Origin of the sequence: Streptomyces sp. NRRL WC-3605, assembly GCF_001509795.1 — a bacterium.
GTDB lineage: Bacteria > Actinomycetota > Actinomycetes > Streptomycetales > Streptomycetaceae > Streptomyces > Streptomyces viridochromogenes.
In genome coordinates, this window is sequence record NZ_LLZN01000060.1 from 38,918 (window position 1) to 60,842 (window position 21,925).

At 73.6% G+C, this 21,925-nt stretch carries 19 protein-coding genes; 10 read left to right on the forward strand and 9 right to left on the reverse strand.

The annotated features are described in order from the left end of the window. Positions 1 to 394: 394 nt before the first annotated feature. Positions 395 to 1,057, forward strand: a complete 663-nt coding sequence (locus ADL34_RS19300; protein WP_062669546.1) for an NADPH-dependent F420 reductase — start codon at positions 395 to 397, stop codon at positions 1,055 to 1,057. A 16-nt stretch (positions 1,058 to 1,073) separates the two neighbouring features. On the opposite strand, the gene ADL34_RS19305 is transcribed toward ADL34_RS19300, so the two are convergent. Both ADL34_RS19305 and ADL34_RS19310 read right to left on the reverse strand, forming a co-directional pair. Then, complete coding sequence (locus ADL34_RS19305; RefSeq protein WP_062669548.1) at positions 1,074 to 1,514, reverse strand: SRPBCC family protein; 441 nt, start codon at positions 1,512 to 1,514, stop codon at positions 1,074 to 1,076. A 28-nt stretch (positions 1,515 to 1,542) separates the two neighbouring features. Then, the gene (locus ADL34_RS19310; RefSeq protein WP_062669550.1) at positions 1,543 to 2,553 is read right to left on the reverse strand and encodes an aldo/keto reductase; all 1,011 of its coding nucleotides are present in this window, start codon (positions 2,551 to 2,553) and stop codon (positions 1,543 to 1,545) included. 155 nt (positions 2,554 to 2,708) lie between these two features. Between ADL34_RS19310 and ADL34_RS19315 the strand changes: the two genes are divergently transcribed. Next, positions 2,709 to 3,620: a LysR family transcriptional regulator gene (locus ADL34_RS19315; RefSeq protein WP_062669552.1), complete on the forward strand. Its 912-nt coding sequence runs from the start codon at positions 2,709 to 2,711 to the stop codon at positions 3,618 to 3,620. 12 nt (positions 3,621 to 3,632) lie between these two features. Here ADL34_RS19315 and ADL34_RS19320 read toward each other — a convergent pair whose 3' ends face one another. Beyond that, entirely contained in the window at positions 3,633 to 4,505 is an 873-nt protein-coding gene (locus ADL34_RS19320; protein WP_062669554.1) for an aldo/keto reductase family oxidoreductase, read from the reverse strand. Positions 4,506 to 4,637: 132 nt separating this feature from the next. On the opposite strand from ADL34_RS19320, the gene ADL34_RS19325 reads away from it, so the two are divergent. Continuing rightward, positions 4,638 to 5,078, forward strand: coding sequence for a winged helix-turn-helix transcriptional regulator (locus ADL34_RS19325; RefSeq protein WP_062669556.1), 441 nt, complete (start codon positions 4,638 to 4,640; stop codon positions 5,076 to 5,078). Between the two features lie 3 nt (positions 5,079 to 5,081). Here the strand turns inward: ADL34_RS19325 and ADL34_RS19330 are convergent, their stop codons facing one another. From ADL34_RS19330 to ADL34_RS19355, 6 genes are all read right to left on the reverse strand, one after another. After that, complete coding sequence (locus ADL34_RS19330; RefSeq protein WP_062669626.1) at positions 5,082 to 5,597, reverse strand: flavodoxin domain-containing protein; 516 nt, start codon at positions 5,595 to 5,597, stop codon at positions 5,082 to 5,084. A 29-nt stretch (positions 5,598 to 5,626) separates the two neighbouring features. Then, on the reverse strand, positions 5,627 to 6,331 hold the full coding sequence (locus ADL34_RS19335; RefSeq protein WP_062669558.1) for a CBS domain-containing protein: 705 nt from the start codon (positions 6,329 to 6,331) through the stop codon (positions 5,627 to 5,629). A 10-nt stretch (positions 6,332 to 6,341) separates the two neighbouring features. Continuing rightward, entirely contained in the window at positions 6,342 to 9,032 is a 2,691-nt protein-coding gene (locus ADL34_RS19340) for a GNAT family N-acetyltransferase (protein WP_062669560.1), read from the reverse strand. Positions 9,033 to 9,106: 74 nt separating this feature from the next. Then, positions 9,107 to 10,012, reverse strand: coding sequence for a universal stress protein (locus ADL34_RS19345; protein ID WP_062669561.1), 906 nt, complete (start codon positions 10,010 to 10,012; stop codon positions 9,107 to 9,109). Between the two features lie 111 nt (positions 10,013 to 10,123). After that, positions 10,124 to 10,732 (reverse strand): DoxX family membrane protein, encoded by a 609-nt coding sequence (locus ADL34_RS19350; protein ID WP_062669628.1) that lies wholly within the window; start codon positions 10,730 to 10,732, stop codon positions 10,124 to 10,126. A 196-nt stretch (positions 10,733 to 10,928) separates the two neighbouring features. Then, complete coding sequence (locus ADL34_RS19355; protein ID WP_062669563.1) at positions 10,929 to 11,831, reverse strand: DUF1918 domain-containing protein; 903 nt, start codon at positions 11,829 to 11,831, stop codon at positions 10,929 to 10,931. A gap of 599 nt (positions 11,832 to 12,430) precedes the next feature. Here ADL34_RS19355 and ADL34_RS19365 point away from each other — a divergent pair. From ADL34_RS19365 to ADL34_RS19390, 7 genes are all read left to right on the forward strand, one after another. Then, entirely contained in the window at positions 12,431 to 13,372 is a 942-nt protein-coding gene (locus ADL34_RS19365) for a C45 family autoproteolytic acyltransferase/hydolase (protein ID WP_062669567.1), read from the forward strand. 34 nt (positions 13,373 to 13,406) lie between these two features. Further along, a complete protein-coding gene (locus tag ADL34_RS36155; protein ID WP_159038953.1) occupies positions 13,407 to 13,571 on the forward strand; it encodes a hypothetical protein in 165 nt (54 codons plus the stop codon). A gap of 77 nt (positions 13,572 to 13,648) precedes the next feature. Then, complete coding sequence (locus ADL34_RS19370) at positions 13,649 to 15,199, forward strand: hypothetical protein (RefSeq protein WP_062669569.1); 1,551 nt, start codon at positions 13,649 to 13,651, stop codon at positions 15,197 to 15,199. Between the two features lie 352 nt (positions 15,200 to 15,551). Continuing rightward, positions 15,552 to 16,937 carry a chitinase gene (locus ADL34_RS19375; RefSeq protein ID WP_062669571.1) on the forward strand — a complete coding sequence of 462 codons (1,386 nt, stop codon included), beginning with the start codon at positions 15,552 to 15,554 and terminating at the stop codon, positions 16,935 to 16,937. A gap of 68 nt (positions 16,938 to 17,005) precedes the next feature. Further along, positions 17,006 to 18,334, forward strand: coding sequence for a ThuA domain-containing protein (locus tag ADL34_RS19380; RefSeq protein ID WP_062669573.1), 1,329 nt, complete (start codon positions 17,006 to 17,008; stop codon positions 18,332 to 18,334). A 137-nt stretch (positions 18,335 to 18,471) separates the two neighbouring features. Continuing rightward, entirely contained in the window at positions 18,472 to 20,337 is a 1,866-nt protein-coding gene (locus ADL34_RS19385) for a Na+/H+ antiporter NhaA (protein ID WP_062669630.1), read from the forward strand. A gap of 89 nt (positions 20,338 to 20,426) precedes the next feature. Then, complete coding sequence (locus ADL34_RS19390) at positions 20,427 to 21,917, forward strand: FG-GAP repeat protein (RefSeq protein ID WP_062669575.1); 1,491 nt, start codon at positions 20,427 to 20,429, stop codon at positions 21,915 to 21,917. Positions 21,918 to 21,925 lie beyond the last annotated feature (8 nt).

Below are 21,925 nucleotides of genomic sequence, written 5' to 3' on the forward strand. Positions count from 1 at the left end.
CGGCCCACCGGCCGCCGGCGCCCGCCTGTACGCGGACCGTCCACTGCGGAGGGCCACCCACCGCACCGACCGCGGCCCAGCACGTCACCCATATGCGGACAGTACGCCCACGGACGGTCGACGGCACCCCGACCGCCTCCGGGCCGTCGCCGCCCGCCGTTGCGCGGGCGACCGGACGGGTGAGGCGTCCGGGGCGGGCGGCGTTTCGGGGTGCGGGTTCACCCTCGACGGCGCACCGTCGAGCGGGTGACGGTTCGGCCCGTGGCCGGAACCGGGCGTCCGCCGGTGCTCAGAGGTGAGCGACGGCTGCCGGCCCCCGATGCTCCGGAATAGGCCTCCGGGAGGGCGGGTTGGTGCCGTGAGTAAGGGAACAACGTGCGATGGAAGGCATGTCATGAAGATCGGCATCATCGGCGCCGGCAACATCGGCGGCAACCTCACGCGTCGCCTCACCGCGCTCGGGCATGACGTCGCGGTCGCCAACTCCCGTGGCCCCGAGACCTTGAAGGACCTTGCCAAGGAGACCGGGGCCACTCCCGTGCCGGCGACGGAGGCGGCTCAGGGCGCCGACATCGTCGTCGTCACCGTCCCGCTCAGGTCGGTCCCGGAGCTGCCCTCCGGCCTGCTGGACGGGGCGGCCGAGGACGCGGCGGTCATCGACACCGGCAACTACTACCCGCAGCAGCGTGACGGGCGGATCGCCGGGATCGAGGACGACGGCCTCACGGAGAGCCGCTGGACCGAGCGTCACCTCGGGCACCCCGTGATCAAGGCGTTCAACGGCACCTACGCCCAGGACCTCCTCGACCGCGCCCGGCCCGAGGGCGCCCCCGACCGGATGGCGCTGCCCGTGGCGGGCGACGACGAGGCGGCGAAGCGCAAGGTGCTGGCGCTGATCGAGGAGCTGGGCTTCGACGCCGTCGACGCGGGCGGTCTGGACGACTCCTGGCGCCAGCAGCCCGGCACCCCGGTCTACGGCCTGCGGGGCGGCGTCAAGGAGGTGGAGGACGCCCTGGCGGCGGCCTCGCCGGAGCGGCAGCCGGACTTCCGCGGCTGAGGCTCCGGCGTTCCCGTCACGCGCCGGGCGTCGCTCCGAGCGTCTGCTTCAGAGCGGCGAGGCCGTCGCGGTAGATGCCCTGGAACAGGGCGACCGCCTCCTCCTCGCTCACCCCGGCCGGGGTGAAGGTCCCCGACCACTCGACGCGTGAGCCGGTGCCGTCCACGTCGTGCACGGTGAGCGTGGAGCGGTAGCCGGTCACGGGGAAGGGCGCGTCCACGATCGAGTAGGTGTAGCTGCGCGCGGCGTCGTCGAACCGCTCCAGCCGTTCGACGATGACGCCGCCCTCCTCGTTCGTCAGGACGCGGACGCGCCCGCCCTCCCGGAGTTCGCTGACGGGGATGTACGGCAGCCAGTCCGGCAGGGCGTCGAAGCCGCCGATCAGCTGCCAGACGGTGTCGCCCGGCACGGGGAGGTCGATGGTCGCGGTCGTGCTGGTGTTCGTGTTCGTGGTCATGGTCCTGCTCCGGTGGTGGAAGGGGATGTCAGGCGCCCGGCACGGGGGCGTTGTCCGCGATCAGGCCCTCCTCGCGCAGCGCGGTCCAGAATTCGGCCGGGATCTTCGCGTCGAGGGCGCTGACGTCCTCCGCGATGCGGCTGGGCCGGGTGGCTCCGGGGACGGCGGCGACCGTGGCGGGGTGGGCCAGGGAGAACTGGAGCGCGGCGGCCTTGACGGGCACGTCGTGCCGTGCGGCGAGCGCCTTGATGCGGTCGACCCTGGCGAGGACCGCCGCGGGCGCCTTCTGGTACTCGAAGTGCTGTCCGCCGGCGAGGACGCCGGAGCTGTAGGGACCGCCGACGACGATGTCGACGTCCTGTGCCGCGGCGGCGGGCAGCAGGCGCTGCAGGGCGCGGTCGTGGTCGAGGAGGGTGTAGCGGCCGGCGAGGAGGAAGGCGTCCGGCTTGGGCTCGTCCAGGTCGAGGGTCAGCTCCAGCGGCTCGACCCGGTTGACGCCCAGGCCCCACGCCTGGATGACGCCCTCCTCGCGCAGGCGCTGCAGGACGCGGAAGGCGCCGGTGCGGGCGGACTCGTAGGCGGCGAGCCAGGCGTCGCCGTAGAAGTCCTGGGCGACGTCGTGGACCCAGACGATGTCGAGGCGGTCGGTCCCGAGGCGACGGAGGCTGTCCTCGATGGAGCGCAGGGTGGCGTCCGCCGAGTAGTCGTTGACCATCTTGTTCGGGCGGCCGTGCTCGAAGAGGCCGCCCTTCTCGCCCAGGTCACGGGCGCCGGGGTCCTCGGTCTCGTCGAGGATGACGCGCCCGACCTTGGTGCTGAGCACGTAGGCGTCGCGGGGGCGTCCCGCCAGGGCGTCGCCCAGGCGGATCTCGGACAGTCCGGCGCCGTAGAAGGGGGCCGTGTCGTAGTAGCGGATGCCCTGGTCCCAGGCGGCGGCGACGGTGGCGGCGGCCTCGTCGTCGGGGATGGCCCGGAACATGTTGCCCAGCGGGGCGGTGCCGAAGCCCAGGCGGCCGGGCAGGAGGGACGTGATCGACATGGTGCTACCTCGTGGTGGTGCGGGAAAAGGGAACCCGTCGGTGGGGGTCCGGAGCGCCGGACCGGCCTTCGACGGCCTGACCTCTTCGACCGTAGGATCGGGACTTGAGACTGTCCAAGACTTGCTTGGACACACTTGAGTCCCTGGAGGTCTCGATGCTGGACCTGCGCCAGATCCGGTACTTCGTGGCGGTCGCCGAGACCGAGCACGTCGGCCAGGCCGCCGAGCGCCTGCACATCTCGCAGTCCCCGCTCAGCCGGCAGATCGCCCAGCTGGAGAAGAGCCTGGGCCTGACCCTCTTCGAGCGGGGGCAGCAGCGGATCCGGCTCACCCGCGACGGCCAGGTCTTCCTGTCGGAGGCCCGTGCGCTGCTGCGGCACGCCGACCGGCTGGAGAACCTGGGGCGCCGGCTGGGCCGCGGTGAGGAGGGCGGCCTGTGCGTCGGCTACATCGCCGACGCCATGCACACGGGCGTGCTGCCCGCGGCGCTGCGCTCCCTGCACGACGAGCGCCCCGGCATCCACGTGGCCCTGTACAGCCTGACCCCCGCCGAGCAGTTCGAGGGCCTGCGGCAGCGCAGCCTCGACATCGCGCTCGTCCATGAGCCGCCGCCCGCCGAGGACCCCGACCTGACGGCCGCTCCCCTGCTGGAGGACCCGCTGCTGCTCGCCGTACCCGCCGGGCATCCGCTGGCGGAGCGGCCCGAGGTGACGCCCGGGGACCTGGACGGGCAGCCGTGGATCGCCGTGGAGAATCCGCAGGACCCGTCCTGGCGGGACACGTTCGTCGCGTCGTGCGCCGCGTCCGGCTTCACCCCGGACATCCGCATGGACGCCGCCGAACCGCTCACCGCGCTCGGCCTGGTCGCGTCCGGGCTGGGGCTCGCCCTGGTGCAGCGGAGCATGGTGCGCGGCATGTCGGAGGCGGTCGCGGTCCGCGAACTCCCCTGGCACGACCGGTCCGTTCAGCTGTGGGCGGCCTGGCACCGGGTGGACCTGCGACCCGTGGTCGCCTCGTTCCGCGCGCTGACGCTCGCGTCAGGCCCGGTGAGCGCGGCCCGGGGGTGAGGGTGCGGGGCGTCAGCGCCCGATCTTGTCCAGCTCGGCGAGGTCGTCGTCGGAGAGCGTCAGGCCCGCTCCGGCGATGTTCTCCCGCAGATGCGTCACCGACGAGGTGCCGGGGATCAGCAGGATGTTCGGCGACCGCCGCAGCAGCCAGGCGAGGGCCACGGACATCGGTGTCGCGTCCAGCCGGGCGGCCACGGCCGTGAGCGCGGAGGCCTGCAGCGGGGTGAAGCCGCCGAGGGGGAAGAACGGCACGTAGGCGATGCCCGCTTCGGCGAGTTCGTCGATGAGCTCGTCGTCCTGACGGTGGGCCAGGTTGTACATGTTCTGCACGCACACGACCGGGGCGATCGCGCGGGCCTCGGCGACCTGTTCCGGCGTCGCGTTGCTCACGCCGAGATGCCGGACCAGGCCCTGCCTCCGGAGGTCCACGAGTGTTGCGAACGGCTCCGCGAGCGAACCGGGTACGGGGCCCCGGGCGTCGCCGAGCCGCAGGTTGACCACGTCCAGCGTGTCGAGGCCCAGGCGCTCCAGGTTGTCCTCGACGGCGCGGCGCACGTCCTCGGGCCGGCGCGCCGGAGGCCAGCCGCCGTCCGCGTCCCGGGTCGCGCCGACCTTGGTCACGATGTGCAGTGGATCGACGTACGGGTGCAGGGCCTCGCGGATCAGCTCGTTGGTGACGTGCGGGCCGTACGCGTCGGCCGTGTCGATGTGGGTGACGCCGAGGCGAACGGCCTCGCGCAGGACGGCGAGAGCGCCCTCGCGGTCGGCCGGCGGGCCCATGACCCCGGGGCCGGCCAGCTGCATCGCGCCGTAGCCGAACCGCGTGACGGTCAGGTCGCCCAGGGGCCAGGTGCCGCCGGGGAGTGAGACGGAGGAGGTGCTCATGGTGTGCCTTTCGAGTCGGATCATCCGCTGGTGCCTGACGGCGCCTTGCACCACTATTGGTGGGCAGCTTCCCTGAGGGAAGCAGGCACTTCGAAGTGCGTAGGGCACCCGACGGTGGGAGGAAGACGGCCGATGGCGACGACGACGGCGGAGCAGCAGCGGGTTCAGGCCAAGGTGGCGTACGACGCCTTCCTGGCGGTGTGCCCCAGCCGCCAACTGCTCGACCGGATCTCCGGCAAGTGGGTCACGCTGGTCCTGGCCGCGCTCGGCACCGGCGGCGCGTCCGGACCGGGGGCCTGCGGGGGCGAGCCTCGGGCGATGCGCTACTCGGAGCTGCAGCGCCTGCTGGCCGGGGTCAGCCAGAAGATGCTCACGCAGACGCTGCGCTCCCTGGAGCGTGACGGACTGGTGTCCCGCACCGTGGTGCCGACCGTGCCCGTGACGGTGTCGTACGAGCTGACGGACCTCGGGCTGTCGCTGTACGAGATGACGCGCGGCCTCAAGGCGTGGGCCGAGGCGCACATGGACGACGTGCTGTCCCACCGCGAGACGTACGACGCGCACACCGCCTGACGCTCACCGACGTCCGGCCCGGACGTCGGACGTCAGGTCCGCGGCGACCTCGCGGGCCCAGTCCTCGATCCCGGCGAAGTCGCGGAAGTCGCCTCCCTTCCCGCTGCGCAGGATCATCCGGGCGACGCGGCCCCGGGCGCCCTCCCGCAGGCAGCCCCCGAAGGTGATGTGCCCGAGGGCGTGCAGCCGGGACATGGCCCGTTCCACCCCGGGCACCGGGGGGATGTCGCGCTCGGAGGCCGACGGGTCCAGCGGGCCGCTGCTGAACAGCCACACCGGGCGGGCGGCCAGATCCTCGCGGTGCCGCCGGACGAACCGGCGGGCGTCCTTGTGCCAGCGTCCGGTGTACAGGGCGCCGCCGACCACGACGGCGTCGTAGCTCCACACGCTCCTGACGGTGCGGGCGGGCAGCGCCTCGGCGGTGAGGCCCTCCGTCCGCAGCACCTCGGCGACGGTCTCGGCGATCTCGGCCGTCGACCCGTTCGTCGTCCCGTAGGCGACGAGCACCTTGGCGGTCATGGCACGCGGCCCTCCTTCGTCCTCCCAGGTCACAGCCGGCGAGGCCATGACAGTTCCTCGGGGCGGGTGTGCGCGTCGTCCAGCCGGTAGGACAGCTTGTTCACGACGCCCACCACGCCGTCGATCTGACGGGTCATCGACACTGCGATCTCCGTCTCGCTCCGGCGCTCCATGGGGCCGGCGAGTGTGACCACTCCCTCCACGACGATGACCGTGACGCTGCCCGGCGGCAGCCAGAGGGCGCGCGCCAGCACCTCGTCGACGACCTCGGCGCGGATGTCGGCGTCCGGCCGCAGGAAGACCTGGAGCAGGTCCCGGCGGGTGACGATGCCGACGAGGCGGTCCTCCTCGTCCAGGACGGGCAGTCGTTCCACCCGGTGCCGTGCCATGGTCCTGGCCGCCTCGACGATGGTGTCCTCGGCGTGCACGGTGACCGGGGGTTCGGTCATCAGCTGCCCGGCGGTGCGGGCCCGGGTCTTCGCGGCGCGCCGGCGTCCGGCGCGGGTGAGCCGGCCGAGGCCGAACCGGCTGCCGGGCGGGTCCGGCGGGGTGGCCTGACGGGCCAGCAGGTCGGTCTCGGAGATCACACCGAGGACCATCTCGTCGTCGTCGACCACCGGGAGCCCGCTGACGCGGTGCCCGTCGAGCAGCCGGGCCACCTCTTTGAACGGGGTGCCGTACTCGGCGCGGACGACGTCCGTCGTCATGACCGAGCCGACCTTGTCGTGTTTCATGGGGGCCTCCTCAGCGGAGCCGGCGCAGATACGGGTCGTGGGGTGCGCGGGGCACCAGGCGTACGCGTGCGTCGAGCACGGTGACACCGCCCGGTGCCGCGAGTACGGGGTTGAAGTCGGCCTCGGCCAGCTGCGGCAGGTCGGCCGCCATCCGGGACAGGCGCAGCAGCAGCTGTTCGAGCCCGGGGAGGTCGACGGGCCGGGCGCCGTCCGCACCGAGCAGGAGGGGCGCGCAGCGGGGCGACGTGATCAGGTCGTGCACGTCGTGGTCGGTGAGCGGGGCGAGCCGGGCCGCGTGGTCCGCGAGGACGTCGGTGGCGGCGCCGCCGAGCCCGAACAGGACGAGCGGGCCGAAGACCTCGTCCTGGACGACACCTGCGCACAGTTCGGTGCCCCGGTCCGCGAGCGGCTGGACGAGGACGCCCTCCAGCAGCCCGGCGAAGCGGGTCTCCAGGTCGCGGAAGGCGGCCCGGACCTGGGAGTCGCCGCGCAGGTCGAGGTGGACGGCGTGCGCTGCGCTCTTGTGCACGAGACCGGGCCAGTACCCCTTCATCACGACGCGTCCGTCGAAGCCGCGCAGCCGCCCGGCGGCGAGCACGGCGTCGTCCTCGGTCTCGGCCCAGGCCCAGGGTGCCTGCGGGATGCCGTAGCAGCCGAGGAGTTCGGCGCACTCGCGCGGGTGCAGCCATCCGCCGTCTGGGTGGCGGGTGAGGAAGGTGTCGGCGACGGTACGGGCCCGGTCGGTCTCGACGCCGTCGAGGTCGGGGATCGTGCCGACGGGGCGGGCGAGCCAGGCGGCGCGGCGGGCGGCGTGGGCCAGGGCGCGGGCGGCCGCCCGGGGTTCGGCGTAGGACGGGACCGTGGTGCCGTCGGCGGCGGGCAGCAGCTCGACGGGCAGGGCCTGTTCGAGGCGGACGGCGACAACGGGCTTGGGCCGCCGTCCGGGCCGGGTGAGGGCCCGCACGAGGTCGTCCCCGGTGGCGGCGGCGAGCGCCGTGGGGACGAGGGCGACGACGACGGCGTCCACGGCACGGTGGCGCAGCAGCCGGTCCACGCAGGCGGCGAGCTGGTCCTCGGTGACGGCGTCGCCGGTGTCGACGGGGTTGCCGGCGACGGCGTCGCCGGGCAGGGCGGCGAGCAGGCCGGCCGCCAGGTCCGGGGTGGGTTCGGGGAGCTGGAGTCCGGCTTCCACGCAGGCGTCGGCCGTGAGGACACCGACGCCGCCCGCGTTGGTGACGATCGCGACGCGGGCGCCGGCGGGCAGGGGCTGGGCGTGCAGCAGGGCGGCGGTTTCGAGGAGTTCCCCGCAGGAGCGGGTCGCCGTGACGCCGGCCTGCGTGAACAGGGCGGCGCGTGTCATGGTGCGGGTCGCCGCGGCCGCGGTGTGGGAGGCGGCGGCGCGCCGGCCGGCCTCGGTGCGGCCGGCGTCGACGGTCAGGACCGGCATCCGGCGGGTCACGCGCCGGGCGGTGCGGGAGAACGCGCGGGGGCTGCCGAAGGACTCCAGGTGCAGCACGGCGAGATCGGTGCGGCCGTCGCTCTCCCACCACTGGAGCATGTCGTTGCCGCTGACGTCGTACTTGGCGCCGAGGGAGGCGAACGAGGAGACGCCGATGCCGAGCCGGGACAGCCCGTCGAGCAGGGCGATGCCCACCCCGCCGGACTGCACGGCGACCCCGGCCGTGCCGCCGCTCGGGGGACGCGCGGCGAACGTGGCGTACAGCCGGTGTGCGGTGTTCGCGAGGCCGAGGCAGTCGGGGCCGACCAGTCGCATCCCGTGGGACCGGCAGGTGTCCAGCAGGTCGCGGCCCTGCTCGGCGTCCAGCCCGCCCGTGACGACGACGAGGCCCCCTACGCCCGCCTTGCCGCACTCCTCGGCGGCCCCGGGGACCGCGGCGGCCGGGACGGCGAGCACCGCGAGGTCGGGTGTCACGGGCAGCGCGTCGACGGAGGGGTGACAGGGCACGCCGAGGATCGAGCGGGCGGCGGGGTTCACGGCGAACAGGCGGCCTGTGTAGCCGCCGGAGCGCAGCTGGTGCAGGATCGCCCGGCCGACCGAGCCGGGCCGCCGTCCGGCGCCGACCACGGCGACGGTCCGGGGGCGCAGCAGCGGGTCGAGGCTGACGAGGTCGGCGGTGCGGGCGCGTTCCTCGACGGCGGTCAGATAGGTGTCGCTCTGGTCGAGGGCTATGGCGCAGCGCACCTCGGGTCCGTCGAAGTGCCGGGCGGTGCGCAGGCCGAGGCCGGCGAAGAGCCGCAGCACCTCGTGGTTCTCGCTGAGCGCCTCGGCGGTGAACGTGGTGATGCCGGTGGCGCGGGCCGCGGAGACGAGGTGTTCGACGAGGAGGGTGCCGATGCCCCGGTGGTGCAGGTGGTCGGCGACCGCGAGGGAGACCTCGGCGGTGTCCGCGTCCGGGGCGCCGGGCGTGTCGTACTCGGCGAGGCCGACGACGCGTCCCCCGGTCTCGGCCAGCAGGGCCAGATGTCCGGGGCGGGGTGTGCCGCAGGCCCGGTCGGCGGCGGCCCCGGCGGAGCTGCGGGCGGCGGTGAAGAAGCGGAGGCGCAGGTTCTCCGGGGACATGGCGTCGTACAGGGCGCGGATCCGGTCGTGGTCGGCCGGCTCCACCGGGCGGACGCACACGGTGGTGCCGTCCGCCAGGAGGGCGTGGGTGGTGGGCCGGCCGAGCATGTGGTCGTTCATCGCTCCCCCTGCTGTTCGGCCGCGCCGCTCCCTTGTCCGGGAGCGGCCGGCGGGCGGTGGCCCGTGTCCGTCCGTCAGTGGTGCGGGACCACGGCGACGGGTGCCACGGCGTGGTGGAGCACGGCGTGGGTCACCGGGCCGATGTGCGCGCCGAACGGGCGGCGGCGGATACGGCGGCCGACGACCACGAGGGACGCCTCGCGGGAGACCTCCACGAGCCGGGCTCCCGGGCTGCCGGCGGGGACTTCCTCGATCACCTCGACGTCGGGGTACTTCTGACGCCAGGGCTTGAGGACGTCGGCGAGCAGGACGGCCTGCTGCCGGACGATCTCGTCGTGCAGTTCGATGTCGACGGACAGGCCGTAGACGTAGTAGGGCGGGAGGTTCCAGCCGTGGAGCACGCGCAGCCGGCTCCCGCGGCGGGCGGCCTCCTCGAACGCGAACTGGATCAGCGTTGCGTCGGGGCTCGTCGCGTCGAGCCCGAGGACGACGGGCCGGTAGGCGGTCTCCGTCGACGGCAGTCGCTCGGCGTCCGGTTCGTGCTCGTCGGCGGCCTGCTCATCGGCCCGGACGAGGACGACGGGGTGTTCCGCGCGGGCGACCACCGCGAGTCCGACGGAACCGACCATGAACCCGCCGAGCCCGCTCAGCCCGCGCGAGCCGAGCACCAGCAGGTCGGCGTCCTCCGCCGCGTCCAGCAGGGTGCCGGCGGCGTCGCCCGTGCGTTGCTCGACCGTCAGCTCCATGCCGGGGTGGCGCAGCCGGATCGCGTCGGCGGCCTCGCGGGGGACCCGCTCGGTCCAGTGCTGCTGGGTCTCGGCGCCGAGGAGCGGGGCCTGGGCCATGGGCTCGGGGACGGGCTCCCAGACATGGACGATCTTCAACGGCAGTCCGCGCAGCCGCGCCTCGCGGGCCGCCCACTCGGTCGCGGACCGGCTCTCGGGCGAGCCGTCCAGACCTGCGACAACAGTGCGGAGCATGATGCTGCCTCCTGATCGGATTCTCTGATTCCAGCGTCGGACGTGCGGGGCCGCGGGGGCAGGGGCCGCTGGTCCCCGGCCGGGACCGACCGGCCCAACGGTCCCCGCCGGTCAGCGCAGCCAGGGGTGACGGCCGACGAACGGCAGCCGCGCCCAGGCCTCGCCGAGCCCCCAGACGGCGCCGGAGCCGGCGGCGGCGAGCGCGATCAGGACGATGGCGTACACGACGTGGTAGTCGGCGAAGGGGTTGGTCGACATGCTCGGCGACCCGTCGGACAGGTGCCGGGCGGGCGGCCATTCGGCCACCCACATCAGGGCCATCATCACGGTGCCCGCGACGGCGGCGAGCCGCACTCCGACGCCCAGGACGAGGGCCGCGCCGACGCCGAGGAGTCCCAGCATGAACAGCCAGTCCGCCCAGGCGTCACCGGCCCACGAGTGGAAGACCGACTCCAGCGGGCCGACGGCGACCGAACCGAGGAAGCCCCGCGTCGGCGAACCCCCGTCGATCCAGCCCTTGCCGGACGGGGTGGCGTAGCCGAGGCCGAAGGTCTTGTCGAGGAACGCCCACAGGAAGACGAAGCCCGTGAGCAGCCGCAGTCCGGCGAGGACGTACGCGCTCGCGGCCGTGGTGGGTGCGGCCTCCTCGGCGGTGGCGGCCCGGCGTGCGGCCGGGAAGCGGAAACCGGGGCGCCGGTGTGTCGGATCGTGCACTGCCATGATCTTCATCCCCCTCGGGACGGATGCGCCGTTGACGTCCTCCACTGTCGTGGCGGAGACAGGGCGTGGCGCGGTGCCGAAGGGGGTATCCGAGGGGCTGAACGGCCCTATTGATGCGGCCTGTTGGGACCAGGGGGTGGCGTACCCGCCCTGTGCGGGCGGTTCATGACGGCCCGTCGGCGGACGACTCCGCCGGTCAGCGGTCGGCAGGCGTGATACGGCGGCCCGTGAGCCGTGCCGGGCGGAGCATCACCCACAACTCCCTCTCGCCGCCCACCCAGGGCGTGGAGTGGGCGCGTTCGGTGAGGCGGCGGGCGGCGTCCGGGTCGGTGACCGCGTTCGCGGGGCCGACCGCCAGCACGCTCCAGCCCTGGCTCATGGTCTCGTCCACGTGGTCCACCTCGAAGGCGGCCTCGGTGCCGACGGCGGACGCCGCGACGGAGCCGGGTTCCGTCCGGAAGGCGATCATGTCCTCCACGATCTCGTAGTTGACCGGGACGATCGCGGGGCGGCCGTCGGACTCCGTCACCCCGACGCGGCCCACTCCGTGCGTGGACAGCAGGGTGCGGCACTCGTCCGGGTCCAGGTCGCGCACCTCGGGGTGGAGCAGGGCGTGGCCCTGCCCGGGCGGCAGGTCCATGCCTCCGCCGCGCAGCGCGGTCGCCGTGGTACCGAGGACGTCGGCGAGGCGGGTCAGGGTGGCCGCGGTCGGATCGGCCGGGTGTTCCTCCAGGTAGGCGAGGTAGTCCGGGGACATACGGGCCCGTGCGGCGGTCTCCTCGCGGCTGAGCCCGTGCCGGCGGCGCTCGGCGACCAGACGCCGGCCCATGTCGCCGGGGTTGGGGGTCCTCCCCCGTGGTGCGGGCTCGCTCACGGCGGGCTCCGGGCCGGCGGGGGTGCCGGACGCCTCGTGTTCGAGGTGGTGGACGTGCGCGTCGGGGCCGGGGAAGACGAGGGTCACCTCGTCCGTGTCCGACCAGCGCACGTCGTACGGGGGCGTCCCGTCCTCATGGTGCAGCCCGACGATCTCGCCGTCGCGCCGTGCGGCGCCTGTGGACGGGCTCTCGATGACGAGTTGATCTCCGACGTGCGCTCGCATGGCCGTCGCCCTTCCTCGCGGTGGTGCGCGGTGTCGCTGTATCCAACGTCGCACGCACGGCCGGAGCCCGCATGGCCCGACCGGCCCTCAGGGGCGCCGCGGTGATCGGGCGGGGACCGGCCCTCAGGGGCGCCAGGGTGACCGGGCGGGGACGCGACGGGGCCGGCGGGGATCAGCACTGCGTCTCGTCCGGCGCCACCGGCTTCCCGCTGGGCGGTCTGGGCGGTCTGGGCGACCCGGACGAGCAGACCGCGCAGCTGCTCGGCGCCTCGCCGGCGAGGTCGGCCAGGAGGCGCCTCGGCGACGGCGCGGCTCTGCCGCACCTCGGCGAGGCGGGGCTCGCCCGGTGCCGGTTCCGGTGTCGGTGTCGGTGTCGGTGTCGGTGAGGACGACCTGAGGTACGCGCCGGTCTCGGGGGCCTGGCCTGCGTTCGCCCCGAGGGCGGCGAAGTCAGCACGCTGCCGGCCTGAGCCCGGGAGCCGACCCCGAACCGCCCTCACGTCGTCGGGAATGGTCCGTCCTGGCCAACACCCGCCGAAATTGCATACGTTGCCGAGAACTCGACTCCACCCCCGGACCTCGGCAAAGGAGCGGCCGCCATGAGCCGACGCCAGAAGACCTTCCGCGCCCTCGCGATCGGCGACGGGAGCGACGGACAGTGGGCCGCCTACGCACAGCCGCTCTGGCCGCTCGCGGAGCAGTGGCTGGCCGAGGAGGGCCGCACGGACGTGGGAGCGGACCGGGCGCGGAGGCTGTTCGAGGAGCACATGCCGGAACTGGTCCCCGTGCTCGACCGGCTCGCCGCTCAGCTCGACCGGCCGGAGGCGAGGACCTTCCTCACCCTCGCGGCCATACGGCCGTTCTTCTCCGCCTGCACCCAGATCGGCGCCGGCGGCACACTGCTGCGCAACTACGACTTCGACCCCGACGACTGCGAGGGGACGATCGTGTCCTCCGACTTCCTGCGCCCGGTGATCGGCATGCAGGACGCGGCGTGGGGCCTGCTGGACGGCATGAACGACGCGGGACTCGCGGTCTCCCTCACCTTCGGCGGACGCTTCGTCCACGGCCCGGGCTTCGCGATCCCGATCGTCCTGCGCTACCTGCTGGAGACATGCACGACGGTCGACGAGGCGGTCGGCAGACTGCGCTCGATACCGATCGCCATCCCGCAGAACGTCACACTGGTCGACGCCGAGCAGGCACGCACGGTGTACGTGGGGCCGGACATCCCCCTGACCGAGGCGCCGGACGCCTGCGCGGCCAACCACCAGCACCTGCCGGTCCCCGACGACCAGGAGCGCTCCTCGCGGACCCAGGAGCGCCTGGCCGCCGTGCGCGCGACCGGCCCGGACGTGGCGGCGATGCTGAGGTCCCCGCTGTACCAACTCGCCTACGACGAGGGCCTGGGCACGGTGTACACCGCCCACTACCACCCCGCCGAGGGCAAGGTGACCTACTTCTGGCCGGACGGCTCCTGGCCCCAGTCCTTCGCCACCTTCACCCCGGGCACCCGCACGATGACCCTGGGCCTGGCCTGAGTCGACCCCTCCTTTTCCTCAAAGGGTCACACAGTTGACCGAAGCGGCCGCGGACGTGTTCGGGACCAAGGTCCGCGTCCGGGAGATCGTGAGCGAGAAGCGGGGTGGGCGCTACCTCGTGACGGCGTCCACCGATCTCGGTGACGTGTCCGGCTGGTGGCCCGAGAAGGAGCTGGTCCGGGTGCCTCAGGTGCGCTGATCCGGCAATGTCGAACCCCCTGACGCTGCCGTGGAGCGGACAAGCCTGTCCGGGTCGGGAAGTGGCACGCTCCGGGCATGAGCAGCGTGCCTGAAGTGACGTGCCGTCCTCGGTCGAGGCGGTTCCCGTGGTTCCTCGTCGGTCTCGGCGCGGTAGGACTGGTCCTGGCCTTGGCCCGTGCGGCGGGTGCGGGCGGGATCCCCGACGCGTGCGTCCTCGCGGGGTGCGTGCTGGCGTCGCTGGGTGTCGCGGGCGCGTACGGCCTCGTCATCCGCGTCCACGCGGACGCGAGCAGGCTGTCGTACCGGACCCTGCTGCACCGCCGCAGCGCGCGCTGGGACGACGTCGCCGATGTGCGGGTGCGCGTGCAGTACGCGCGTCACGGCGAGATCCATCGCGTGCATGTCGTCATGCGGGGCGGGCGCACCTGGCGGCTCCCCCTGCCGGTCAGCTCGTCCGCCGAGGAGCGGACGGACTTCGACGCGACCGTGGAGGCACTGCGGGCGCTGCACCAGCGGTACGGCACGCCGGAGTCGGACCATCTGGCCGTGCTCTCCAAGGGCACGGCCGGGCGTGGCCCAGGACTGCCCGTCCTCCTGTGCGCCGTGTTCCTCGCGGGTGCCGCGCTGGCCGCGTGGTTCGTCCCGGTGGTGGCGGCGGAGAAGCTGGCGTGGACGTCGGCCGTCCCGTGCGCCGGGCAGGAGGCGGGACGTGACGAGGACTGCCTGACCACCCTGTCGGCCGTGGTCGCGCGCACGGAGGTGGCTCAGGGCAGGGGGCAGAGCTGGGTGTACTTCGACGGCGGGCGGCCGGTGGACCGCGTCTCGGTGTCGAAGGAGGGGGCCGGTGGTTTCCGGGCCGGTGACCGCGTCCGGCTCACCGTCTGGCGCCACGGGGTGCGGGAGATCGCCGGTGGACACCACGTGTGGCGCGAGCACTTCCCCGCCGCCGGAGAGGTCGCCGTGACCGCGGCGGTGTGCGTGCTCATCGCCGGCTACCCGGCCGCCCTGATCGCGCAGCGCCGGCGCGCACGCCGCCGGCCCGCCGACGAACTGCTGCCGTCGCCGCTCCCGTTCGCCGGTGCCTTGGCCGGTACGGCCGTGTGGTCGCTGCCGTACTGCTACACGCACCCGACCCTGGTGCCGGGCTCGCCCGGGGGCGTGGTGTGGGCGGGCCTCGGGGCGGCGGTCTCGGTCGGCCTGTTCGTCTGGGCCTGGCGTGCGACCCGCCTCCACACACCAGGGGCGGCCACGCCGGTGCCGGTGGCGGATGCCGGTGACGAGGACGTCTTCCTGTCCGCCCGGTTCCTGGAGTCCACCGAGTACAACCCGCACGGCTTCGGCACCCACATCGTCCTCGGCGCCGGTGGGCCCGCCGTGCTCCCCCACTCCGGTCCGGGCCGGTTCGCGGCGCGGCCCATCCCGGTGGAGCGGCTCACCGTCAGGACCGTGCGGCGGCCACGCGGCGGCGACGGCGACACCGTGCCGAGCAGCTGGGACATCGCCGAACTGGACGACGAGGGCAGGCTGGTCCGGCTCGCCGCCGCCCCGGGCGACCTGGCCCGCATCCTGCGGGCGTTCACCGCCGACGACGGCACGCCCGTCACCACCGCCGGTTCGGACGGATGATCGCGGAGGACCCTGCGGGCTCCCTCCGCCGGGCCCCGCCCGGCCCCGGCCCGCCCAGTCCGGAGCGCCCAGCCCGGAGCGCCTCGGAGCACCCCTGTCGCATTGGACTGGACCAAAACCGGTCCGATGCCTTGACAGGGGTTTTCCGCTGCTCCTTAAATTCACGGTGTGAAGTAACTGGAGCACCCCTGTTTTCCCCCACCCTTCATCAGCGGTCCACGCCTTCACCGCCCCCCACTTCCTGTCTGTCATGAGCATGCCCGCGCGCCCGCGAGCGCGCCCGCCTGCCCGCCCGACGCGGTCGTGGACGAGCCATGAGGCCACGGCCGCCGACGACAGAACAGGACGCCGCATGACCTCTCCCTCCCTCCCCGTCCCCGCGCTGCGCGGCGCGGTCGGCACAGCCCTCGCCGCCCTCCTCCTCGCCCCGCTCACCTCCCTCCCCGCCCACGCCGCCGCCCAGGCCACCGGGCAGATCACAGGCCTCGGCGGCAAGTGTCTCGACGTGGCCGGCGCGGCCACCGCCAACGGCACCGCCGTACAGGTCTACGACTGCAACGGCACCGGCGCCCAGCAGTGGAACGTCGGCTCCGACGGCACCATCCGCGCCCTCGGCAAGTGCCTCGACGTGGCATCCGCCGGCACCGCCGACGGCACCCGCGTCCAGCTGTGGGACTGCAACGGCAGCGCCGCCCAGCGCTGGACCGTGACCGCCGCGCGCGACATCGTCAATCCGCAGGCCGACAAGTGCCTCGACGTGAAGGGCGCGAACTCCGCCAACGGGACCCCCGTGCAGATCTGGAGCTGCACCGGCGCCGCCCAGCAGAAGTGGACCGCCCCCGGAGCCGACGCCCCGGCGCCCGGACCCGGCGCGATGGCGGTCGCCCCGTACCTCTACAACGGCTGGGGCGACCCGCCGAGCCCGACGACCGTGATGAACGCGACCGGCGTCAAGTGGTTCACCCTCGCGTTCGTCCTCAGCAACGGCTACTGCAACCCCCAGTGGGACGGCGGCCGTCCGCTGACGGGCGGCGTCGACCAGCGGACGATCGACGCCGTGCGCGGCGCCGGCGGCGACGTCATCCCGTCCTTCGGCGGCTGGAGCGGCAACAAGCTGGAGAGCTCCTGCGGCAGCGCGGGTGAACTCGCCGCCGCCTACCAGAAGGTGATCGACGCATACCGGCTGAAGGCCATCGACATCGACATCGAGGCCGCCGCGTACGACAGCCCGACCGTGCAGCAGCGCACGGTGGACGCGCTGAAGACCGTCAAGGCCAAGAACCCCGGGATCAAGGTGTACGTCACCTTCGGCACCGGCCAGAACGGGCCCGACAGCAGCCTGATCGGCAAGGCCGCCGCGTCCGGGCTGACCGTGGACAGCTGGACCATCATGCCGTTCAACTTCGGCGGCGCCGGCCAGAACATGGGCCAGCTCACCGTCCGCGCGGCCGAGGGCCTGAAGACCGCCGTGAAGAACGCGTACGGTTACAGCGACGACCAGGCGTACCGGCACACCGGCATCTCCTCCATGAACGGCGTGACGGACAACTCCGAGACGGTGACCGTCGCCGACTTCCGCACGATCCTCGCCTACGCGCAGCAGCGGCACCTGGCCCGGCTGACGTTCTGGTCCGTCAACCGGGACCGGCCCTGCACGGGCGGCAGCGCGGACAGCTGCTCCGGGGTGGCCCAGCAGCCCTGGGAGTTCACCCGAGTCTTCTCCCAGTACACCGGCTGACCGTGCGGCCCGCCCCGCCTCTCCCCCACTCCCCGACTCGCGCCGCCCCGGCGGCAGGAGGAGCAGACATGTCCCGACCGACCAGGCCCGGACGTCCCCGTACCGTCCCCTGGCGGCACCTCGCCGCCCGCCTGCTGGCACTGCTGGCCGTCGTGTGCGGGCTCACCGCCCCGGCGGGCGCCGCGTCGGCCGTCCCACAAGCCGCCCCGCAGGCTGCCCCGTTCAAGGTGATCGCCTTCTACAACGGCACCTGGGACGCCGCCCACATCGACTTCGTCAAGGAGGCCAACCAGTGGTTCCCGCAGGCGGGGGCCGAGAACGGCTTCACCTACCGGGCGACCACCGACTGGAACCTGCTCGCGAACGGCGGGGTGAACGAGTACCAGGTCGTCCTGTTCCTCGACGACGCGCCGCAGACGGCCGCCCAGCGCTCGGGCTTCGAACGGTATGTGCGCGGCGGCGGGGGCTGGATGGGCTTCCACGTCTCGGCGTTCACCACGAACGCGGCCTCCTGGCCCTGGTTCTACAACTCCTTCCTCGGCAGCGGGAACTTCAGGTCCAACACCTGGGGACCCACCACGGCGGTCCTGCGCACCGAGGACCGCACCCACCCGGCCACCACCGGGCTGCCCGCCACGTTCACCTCGGCCGTCAGTGAGTGGTACAGCTGGTCCAACGACCTGCGGGCCAACCCGGACATCAAGATCCTGGCCTCCGTCGACCCCAGCAGCTTCCCGCTGGGCACCGACCCGAACCAGTCCTGGTACAGCGGCTACTACCCGATCCTGTGGACCAACACCCAGTACCGGATGCTGTACGCGAACTTCGGGCACAACGCGATGAACTACGACACCAACACCCGCCTGTCGTCGACGTTCGCCAGCGCCACCCAGAACCGCTTCCTCCTCGACGGCCTGAAGTGGCTGGGCCGGGCGGACGGGGGCCCCGCGCCCACCGACCCCATCTCACCGACGGCCTGGTACGCGCTGAGCGACAAGGCGTCCGGGACGTGCGTCGACGCCCGGGCGGCCGCCACGGCCAACGGCACGCCCGTCCAGCAGTACACCTGCAACGGGACCCTCGCCCAGCAGTTCCAGTTCCGGCCCACCGACGGCGGCTACTCGCGCATCGCGATCCGCGGCAACCCGAACCAGGTCGTCGACGTCACCGACGTCTCCACCGCCGATGGCGCGCCCCTGCAGCTGTGGGCGTACGGCGGCGGCGGCAACCAGCAGTGGCTGCCGGTCCGCGAAGGTGACGGCGCCTACCGCTTCACCGCCCGGCACAGCGGCAAGTGCCTGAGCACGACGGGCGGCGCGGCGAACGGTGTGCAGCTGGTGCAGCGGCCGTGCGACGGCTCCGCCGCCCAGAGCTTCCGGCTCACCGCCCAGCCCTGACCCCCGGCCGCGACGGCCGTCCGGGTGAGCGTCGCCGGGCCGCACGGGACCGGGGCAAGCCGTCCCGGTGCCCGGGCGGTTCCGGCGGCGATAATCGGCCGGTGAGCGGCTACGAGTCCAGCGATGCCAGCGAGACGATGTCCAGCCAGACCCGGGCGCGCTGGCGTTCGTTCATGCAGACCGAGACGGGCAGCGCCGCCCTGCTGCTCGCGGCGGTCGTGGTGGCCCTGCTGTGGGTCAACATGGACGCGCACTCCTACGAGGCGGTGTGGGGGGCGACCTTCACGATCGGTTTCGACACCTTTCACCTCGCGCTCGACCTGCACGAGTGGATCAACGCCGGACTGATGAGCCTGTTCTTCTTCGTGGTGGGACTGGAGGCGCGCCGCGAGTTCGACATGGGGGACCTGCGGGACCGGCGCTGGGTGGTGCTCTGCACGGTGGCCGGGCTCGGCAGCATGGTCGTGCCCGCGGCGATCTACGTGGCGATCAACGCCGGCCATGACTCGGTGCACGGGTGGGGCACGGCGATGTCGACGGACACGGCCTTCGCGCTGGGCATCCTCGCGGTGTTCGGCCGGCGGCTGCCGGCCGCGCTGCGCGCCTTCATGCTGTCGATCTCCGTGGTGGACGACCTGGTCGCCCTGATGGTGATCGCCGTCTTCTACAGCGACGGCATCCACGTGCCCGCGCTGCTGGTGGCGTTCGGCGGTCTGCTGGGCATCGTGGTGCTGCGTCTGGCGGGCGTCCGCAAGGGCGTCTACTGCGCCCTGCTGTCGCTGCTCGTCTGGATCGCCCTGCACGAGGCGGGCGTCGACCCCGTGGTCACCGGACTGGCCGTGGGAGCCCTGGTGGTCGCCTATCCGGCGCCACGCAGCGACCTGGAGCGGGCGAGCCGGCTGTTCCGTTCCTTCCGCGAGCAGCCCACGCCCGAGCTGCAGCGCGACGCGGTGAGGGGGCTCGCCGCCGCGATCTCCCCCAACGAGCGCCTCGAACAGAAATTCCTGCCCTGGGTGAGCTACGGCATCGTGCCGCTGTTCGCGCTGGCCAACGCGGGCATCGAGCTCAGCGGCGCCGAGCTGGCGGACGCGTTCACCTCGCCGATCACCGTGGGCATCGTGGCGGGCTGCGCGGCGGGCAAGCTGATCGGGACCGTCGGCTCCATGGCGGGTGCTCGGCTGCTGACGGGCGGGCGTCTGCGGCCCACGGTGGGCTGGGGTTCGGTCACCGCGGGCGGGGCCGTCGCCGGGGCGGCCTTCACGGTCTCCCTGCTGATCGCGGCCATCGCGTTCGAGGGCGAGGAACTGGAGCAGGCCCGGATCGGCATCCTCACCTCCCTGCTGGTGGCGTTCGCCCTGACCTGGCTGGTCTCCGGGGCGATCGGCCTGCTCCCGGAGGCCCTCCGGGCACGGGCCCTGCTGGGCACGTCCGAGACACCGACGGATCTGGCCGTGGCGGTCGACCCCCGGCACGACCGGGTACGCGGTCCGGCGGAGGCGGCCGTGACGGTGGTGGAGTACGGCGACTTCGAGTGCCCCTACTGCGGTCAGGCCGAGCAGGTGGTGCGCGAGCTGCTGGGTTCCGACTCCGACGTCCGCTACGTGTGGCGGCACCTGCCGCTGCCCGACGTGCACCCCAACGCCCAGCTGGCGGCGGAGGCGGCGGAGGCCGCCGCACGGCAGGGCCGGTTCTGGGAGATGCACGACCTGCTGCTGGAGCGTCAGGATGCGCTCAGCGGACGGGACCTGCTGGGCTACGCGCGGGAGCTGGGTCTGGATGTGGTGCGCTTCCGCGACGACGTCGAACGGCACCGGGGGGCGCGGCGGGTCGCGGAGGACGTGGACTCGGCGGACCTCAGCGGCGTGTCCGGCACCCCCACCTTCTTCATCAACGGACTGCGCCACCAGGGCGCCTACGACATCGGGGCGCTGACCCGGGCGGTCGAGCAGGCGCGGCAGCGCGTCCTGGCCGCGCAGACCGCGCCCCGCGAACCGCGGAGCTGAACCTCGTTCCCCCTTGGTTACAACTCTCCCGGCCTCTCGCGGGTCCAACCCGCACAGGCCACACAGCTGCGAGCCCGAGGGAAGACACCATGACGCACAGGAACACGGCGGCCGTCGCCGCCGCCTCCTTCCTGCTCCTGACGGGCGCGGTGATCACCGCGGCCCCCGGCGCCCACGCGGGCACGCCCGGCGGGACGCACGCCGTCGACCGCAACAGCGACTTCGACGGCGACGGGTACGACGACGTCCTCATAGGGGCACCGACCGGGACCGACGGCAGCCGCAAGAACTCCGGCTACGTCACCGTCCAGTACGGCGGCAAGGGCGGCATCGGCACGGCCGCCGGGGCACGCAAGGCCCGCACCGCGGTCTTCGGGCAGAACACCTCCGGGGTGCGCGGCAGCGCCGAGTCCGGTGACGGCTTCGGCGCCGCCGTCGCCAGCGGGGACCTGAACGCCGACGGCTACGACGACGCGATCGTCGCCGCGCCCGGTGAGGACGTCGGCGGGGTGAAGGACGCGGGCCGGGTGACCGTCCTGTTCGGCTCGCGGACCGGGCTCAAGGCGTCGGGCAGCGTCACCTTCGGTCCGGCCGCACCCGCGGCGGACGCCGGGTTCGGGCTCGCGGTGGCCGCGGCGCGGCTGAGCGGCGCCGTACCCGGTGACGTGCTCGTCGTGGCCGACCGGCGGGGCGCGCACCTGTTCACCCACGCCGGCGGCGCCCTGCGCCCCGCGGGCCGCCTCGACACGGTGGGCGCGCCGGGCGACGAGAAGATCCAGCCGGCGTCGCTGACGACGGGCGACTACGACGACGACGGCTACGCCGACCTGATCGTCGCGGGCCGCAGCCTGGAGGAGGACGGCCAGGGACGTTCGGCCGTCTACCGCGGCGGGGCCGGCGGCCTCGCCTACGTCCGCGATCTGCCCGGCGGCCCGGCGACGGCCTCCGGGGACATCGACCACGACGGGTACGACGATCTGGTCGCGGGGCGGCCGGACCGGCTGGAGGACGAGTACGAGCCGCTGACCGGCGGCGCCGTCCTGGTGTTCCTCGGCGGCCCGGACATCTTCACCGGCCTGGACGAGTACGGCCGGCCCGACCAGGTGTGGCTCCAGCGCGATCCGGGGGTGCCGGGCACTCCCGAACTGGGCGACGGTTTCGGCTACGACGTGTCGCTGGGCGACGCCGACGGCGACGGGTTCGCGGATCTCGCCATCGGGGTGCCGGGCGAGGACGTCGGCACCGTACGGGACGCGGGGATGGTCGTCGTCCTGCGCGGCTCGGCCCGGGGACTGACCACGTCCGGCGTGGTCTCCTTCACGCAGAACACCGCGAACGTGCCGGGCACGGTCGAGAAGGGCGACCGCTTCGGCGCGCAGGTCCGGTTCGCGGACACCGACCGGAACGGCCGTGCCGAACTGCTGGCCACGGCGCCCGGCGAGAACAGCGGCGAAGGGTCCGCGTGGCACCTCCCGGGGTCGGCCGCCGGGACCGCCACCCGGGGGTCGTGGTCGTACGGGCCGCGCTCCCTGGCGGCGCCGCCCGCCGGCGCGGGCTTCGGGACGGCCGTCGACGAGTGAGCGACGGG

Bases quoted from the DNA above. Each gene is read 5' to 3' on its own strand.
- ADL34_RS19300 (WP_062669546.1), top strand. From the start codon at position 395: ATGAAGATCGGCATCATCGGCGCCGGCAACATCGGCGGCAACCTCACG.
- ADL34_RS19305 (WP_062669548.1), bottom strand. From the start codon at position 1,514: ATGACCACGAACACGAACACCAGCACGACCGCGACCATCGACCTCCCC.
- ADL34_RS19310 (WP_062669550.1), bottom strand. From the start codon at position 2,553: ATGTCGATCACGTCCCTCCTGCCCGGCCGCCTGGGCTTCGGCACCGCC.
- ADL34_RS19315 (WP_062669552.1), top strand. From the start codon at position 2,709: ATGCTGGACCTGCGCCAGATCCGGTACTTCGTGGCGGTCGCCGAGACC.
- ADL34_RS19320 (WP_062669554.1), bottom strand. From the start codon at position 4,505: ATGAGCACCTCCTCCGTCTCACTCCCCGGCGGCACCTGGCCCCTGGGC.
- ADL34_RS19325 (WP_062669556.1), top strand. From the start codon at position 4,638: ATGGCGACGACGACGGCGGAGCAGCAGCGGGTTCAGGCCAAGGTGGCG.
- ADL34_RS19330 (WP_062669626.1), bottom strand. From the start codon at position 5,597: ATGACCGCCAAGGTGCTCGTCGCCTACGGGACGACGAACGGGTCGACG.
- ADL34_RS19335 (WP_062669558.1), bottom strand. From the start codon at position 6,331: ATGAAACACGACAAGGTCGGCTCGGTCATGACGACGGACGTCGTCCGC.
- ADL34_RS19340 (WP_062669560.1), bottom strand. From the start codon at position 9,032: ATGAACGACCACATGCTCGGCCGGCCCACCACCCACGCCCTCCTGGCG.
- ADL34_RS19345 (WP_062669561.1), bottom strand. From the start codon at position 10,012: ATGCTCCGCACTGTTGTCGCAGGTCTGGACGGCTCGCCCGAGAGCCGG.
- ADL34_RS19350 (WP_062669628.1), bottom strand. From the start codon at position 10,732: ATGGCAGTGCACGATCCGACACACCGGCGCCCCGGTTTCCGCTTCCCG.
- ADL34_RS19355 (WP_062669563.1), bottom strand. From the start codon at position 11,831: ATGCGAGCGCACGTCGGAGATCAACTCGTCATCGAGAGCCCGTCCACA.
- ADL34_RS19365 (WP_062669567.1), top strand. From the start codon at position 12,431: ATGAGCCGACGCCAGAAGACCTTCCGCGCCCTCGCGATCGGCGACGGG.
- ADL34_RS19370 (WP_062669569.1), top strand. From the start codon at position 13,649: ATGAGCAGCGTGCCTGAAGTGACGTGCCGTCCTCGGTCGAGGCGGTTC.
- ADL34_RS19375 (WP_062669571.1), top strand. From the start codon at position 15,552: ATGACCTCTCCCTCCCTCCCCGTCCCCGCGCTGCGCGGCGCGGTCGGC.
- ADL34_RS19380 (WP_062669573.1), top strand. From the start codon at position 17,006: ATGTCCCGACCGACCAGGCCCGGACGTCCCCGTACCGTCCCCTGGCGG.
- ADL34_RS19385 (WP_062669630.1), top strand. From the start codon at position 18,472: ATGTCCAGCCAGACCCGGGCGCGCTGGCGTTCGTTCATGCAGACCGAG.
- ADL34_RS19390 (WP_062669575.1), top strand. From the start codon at position 20,427: ATGACGCACAGGAACACGGCGGCCGTCGCCGCCGCCTCCTTCCTGCTC.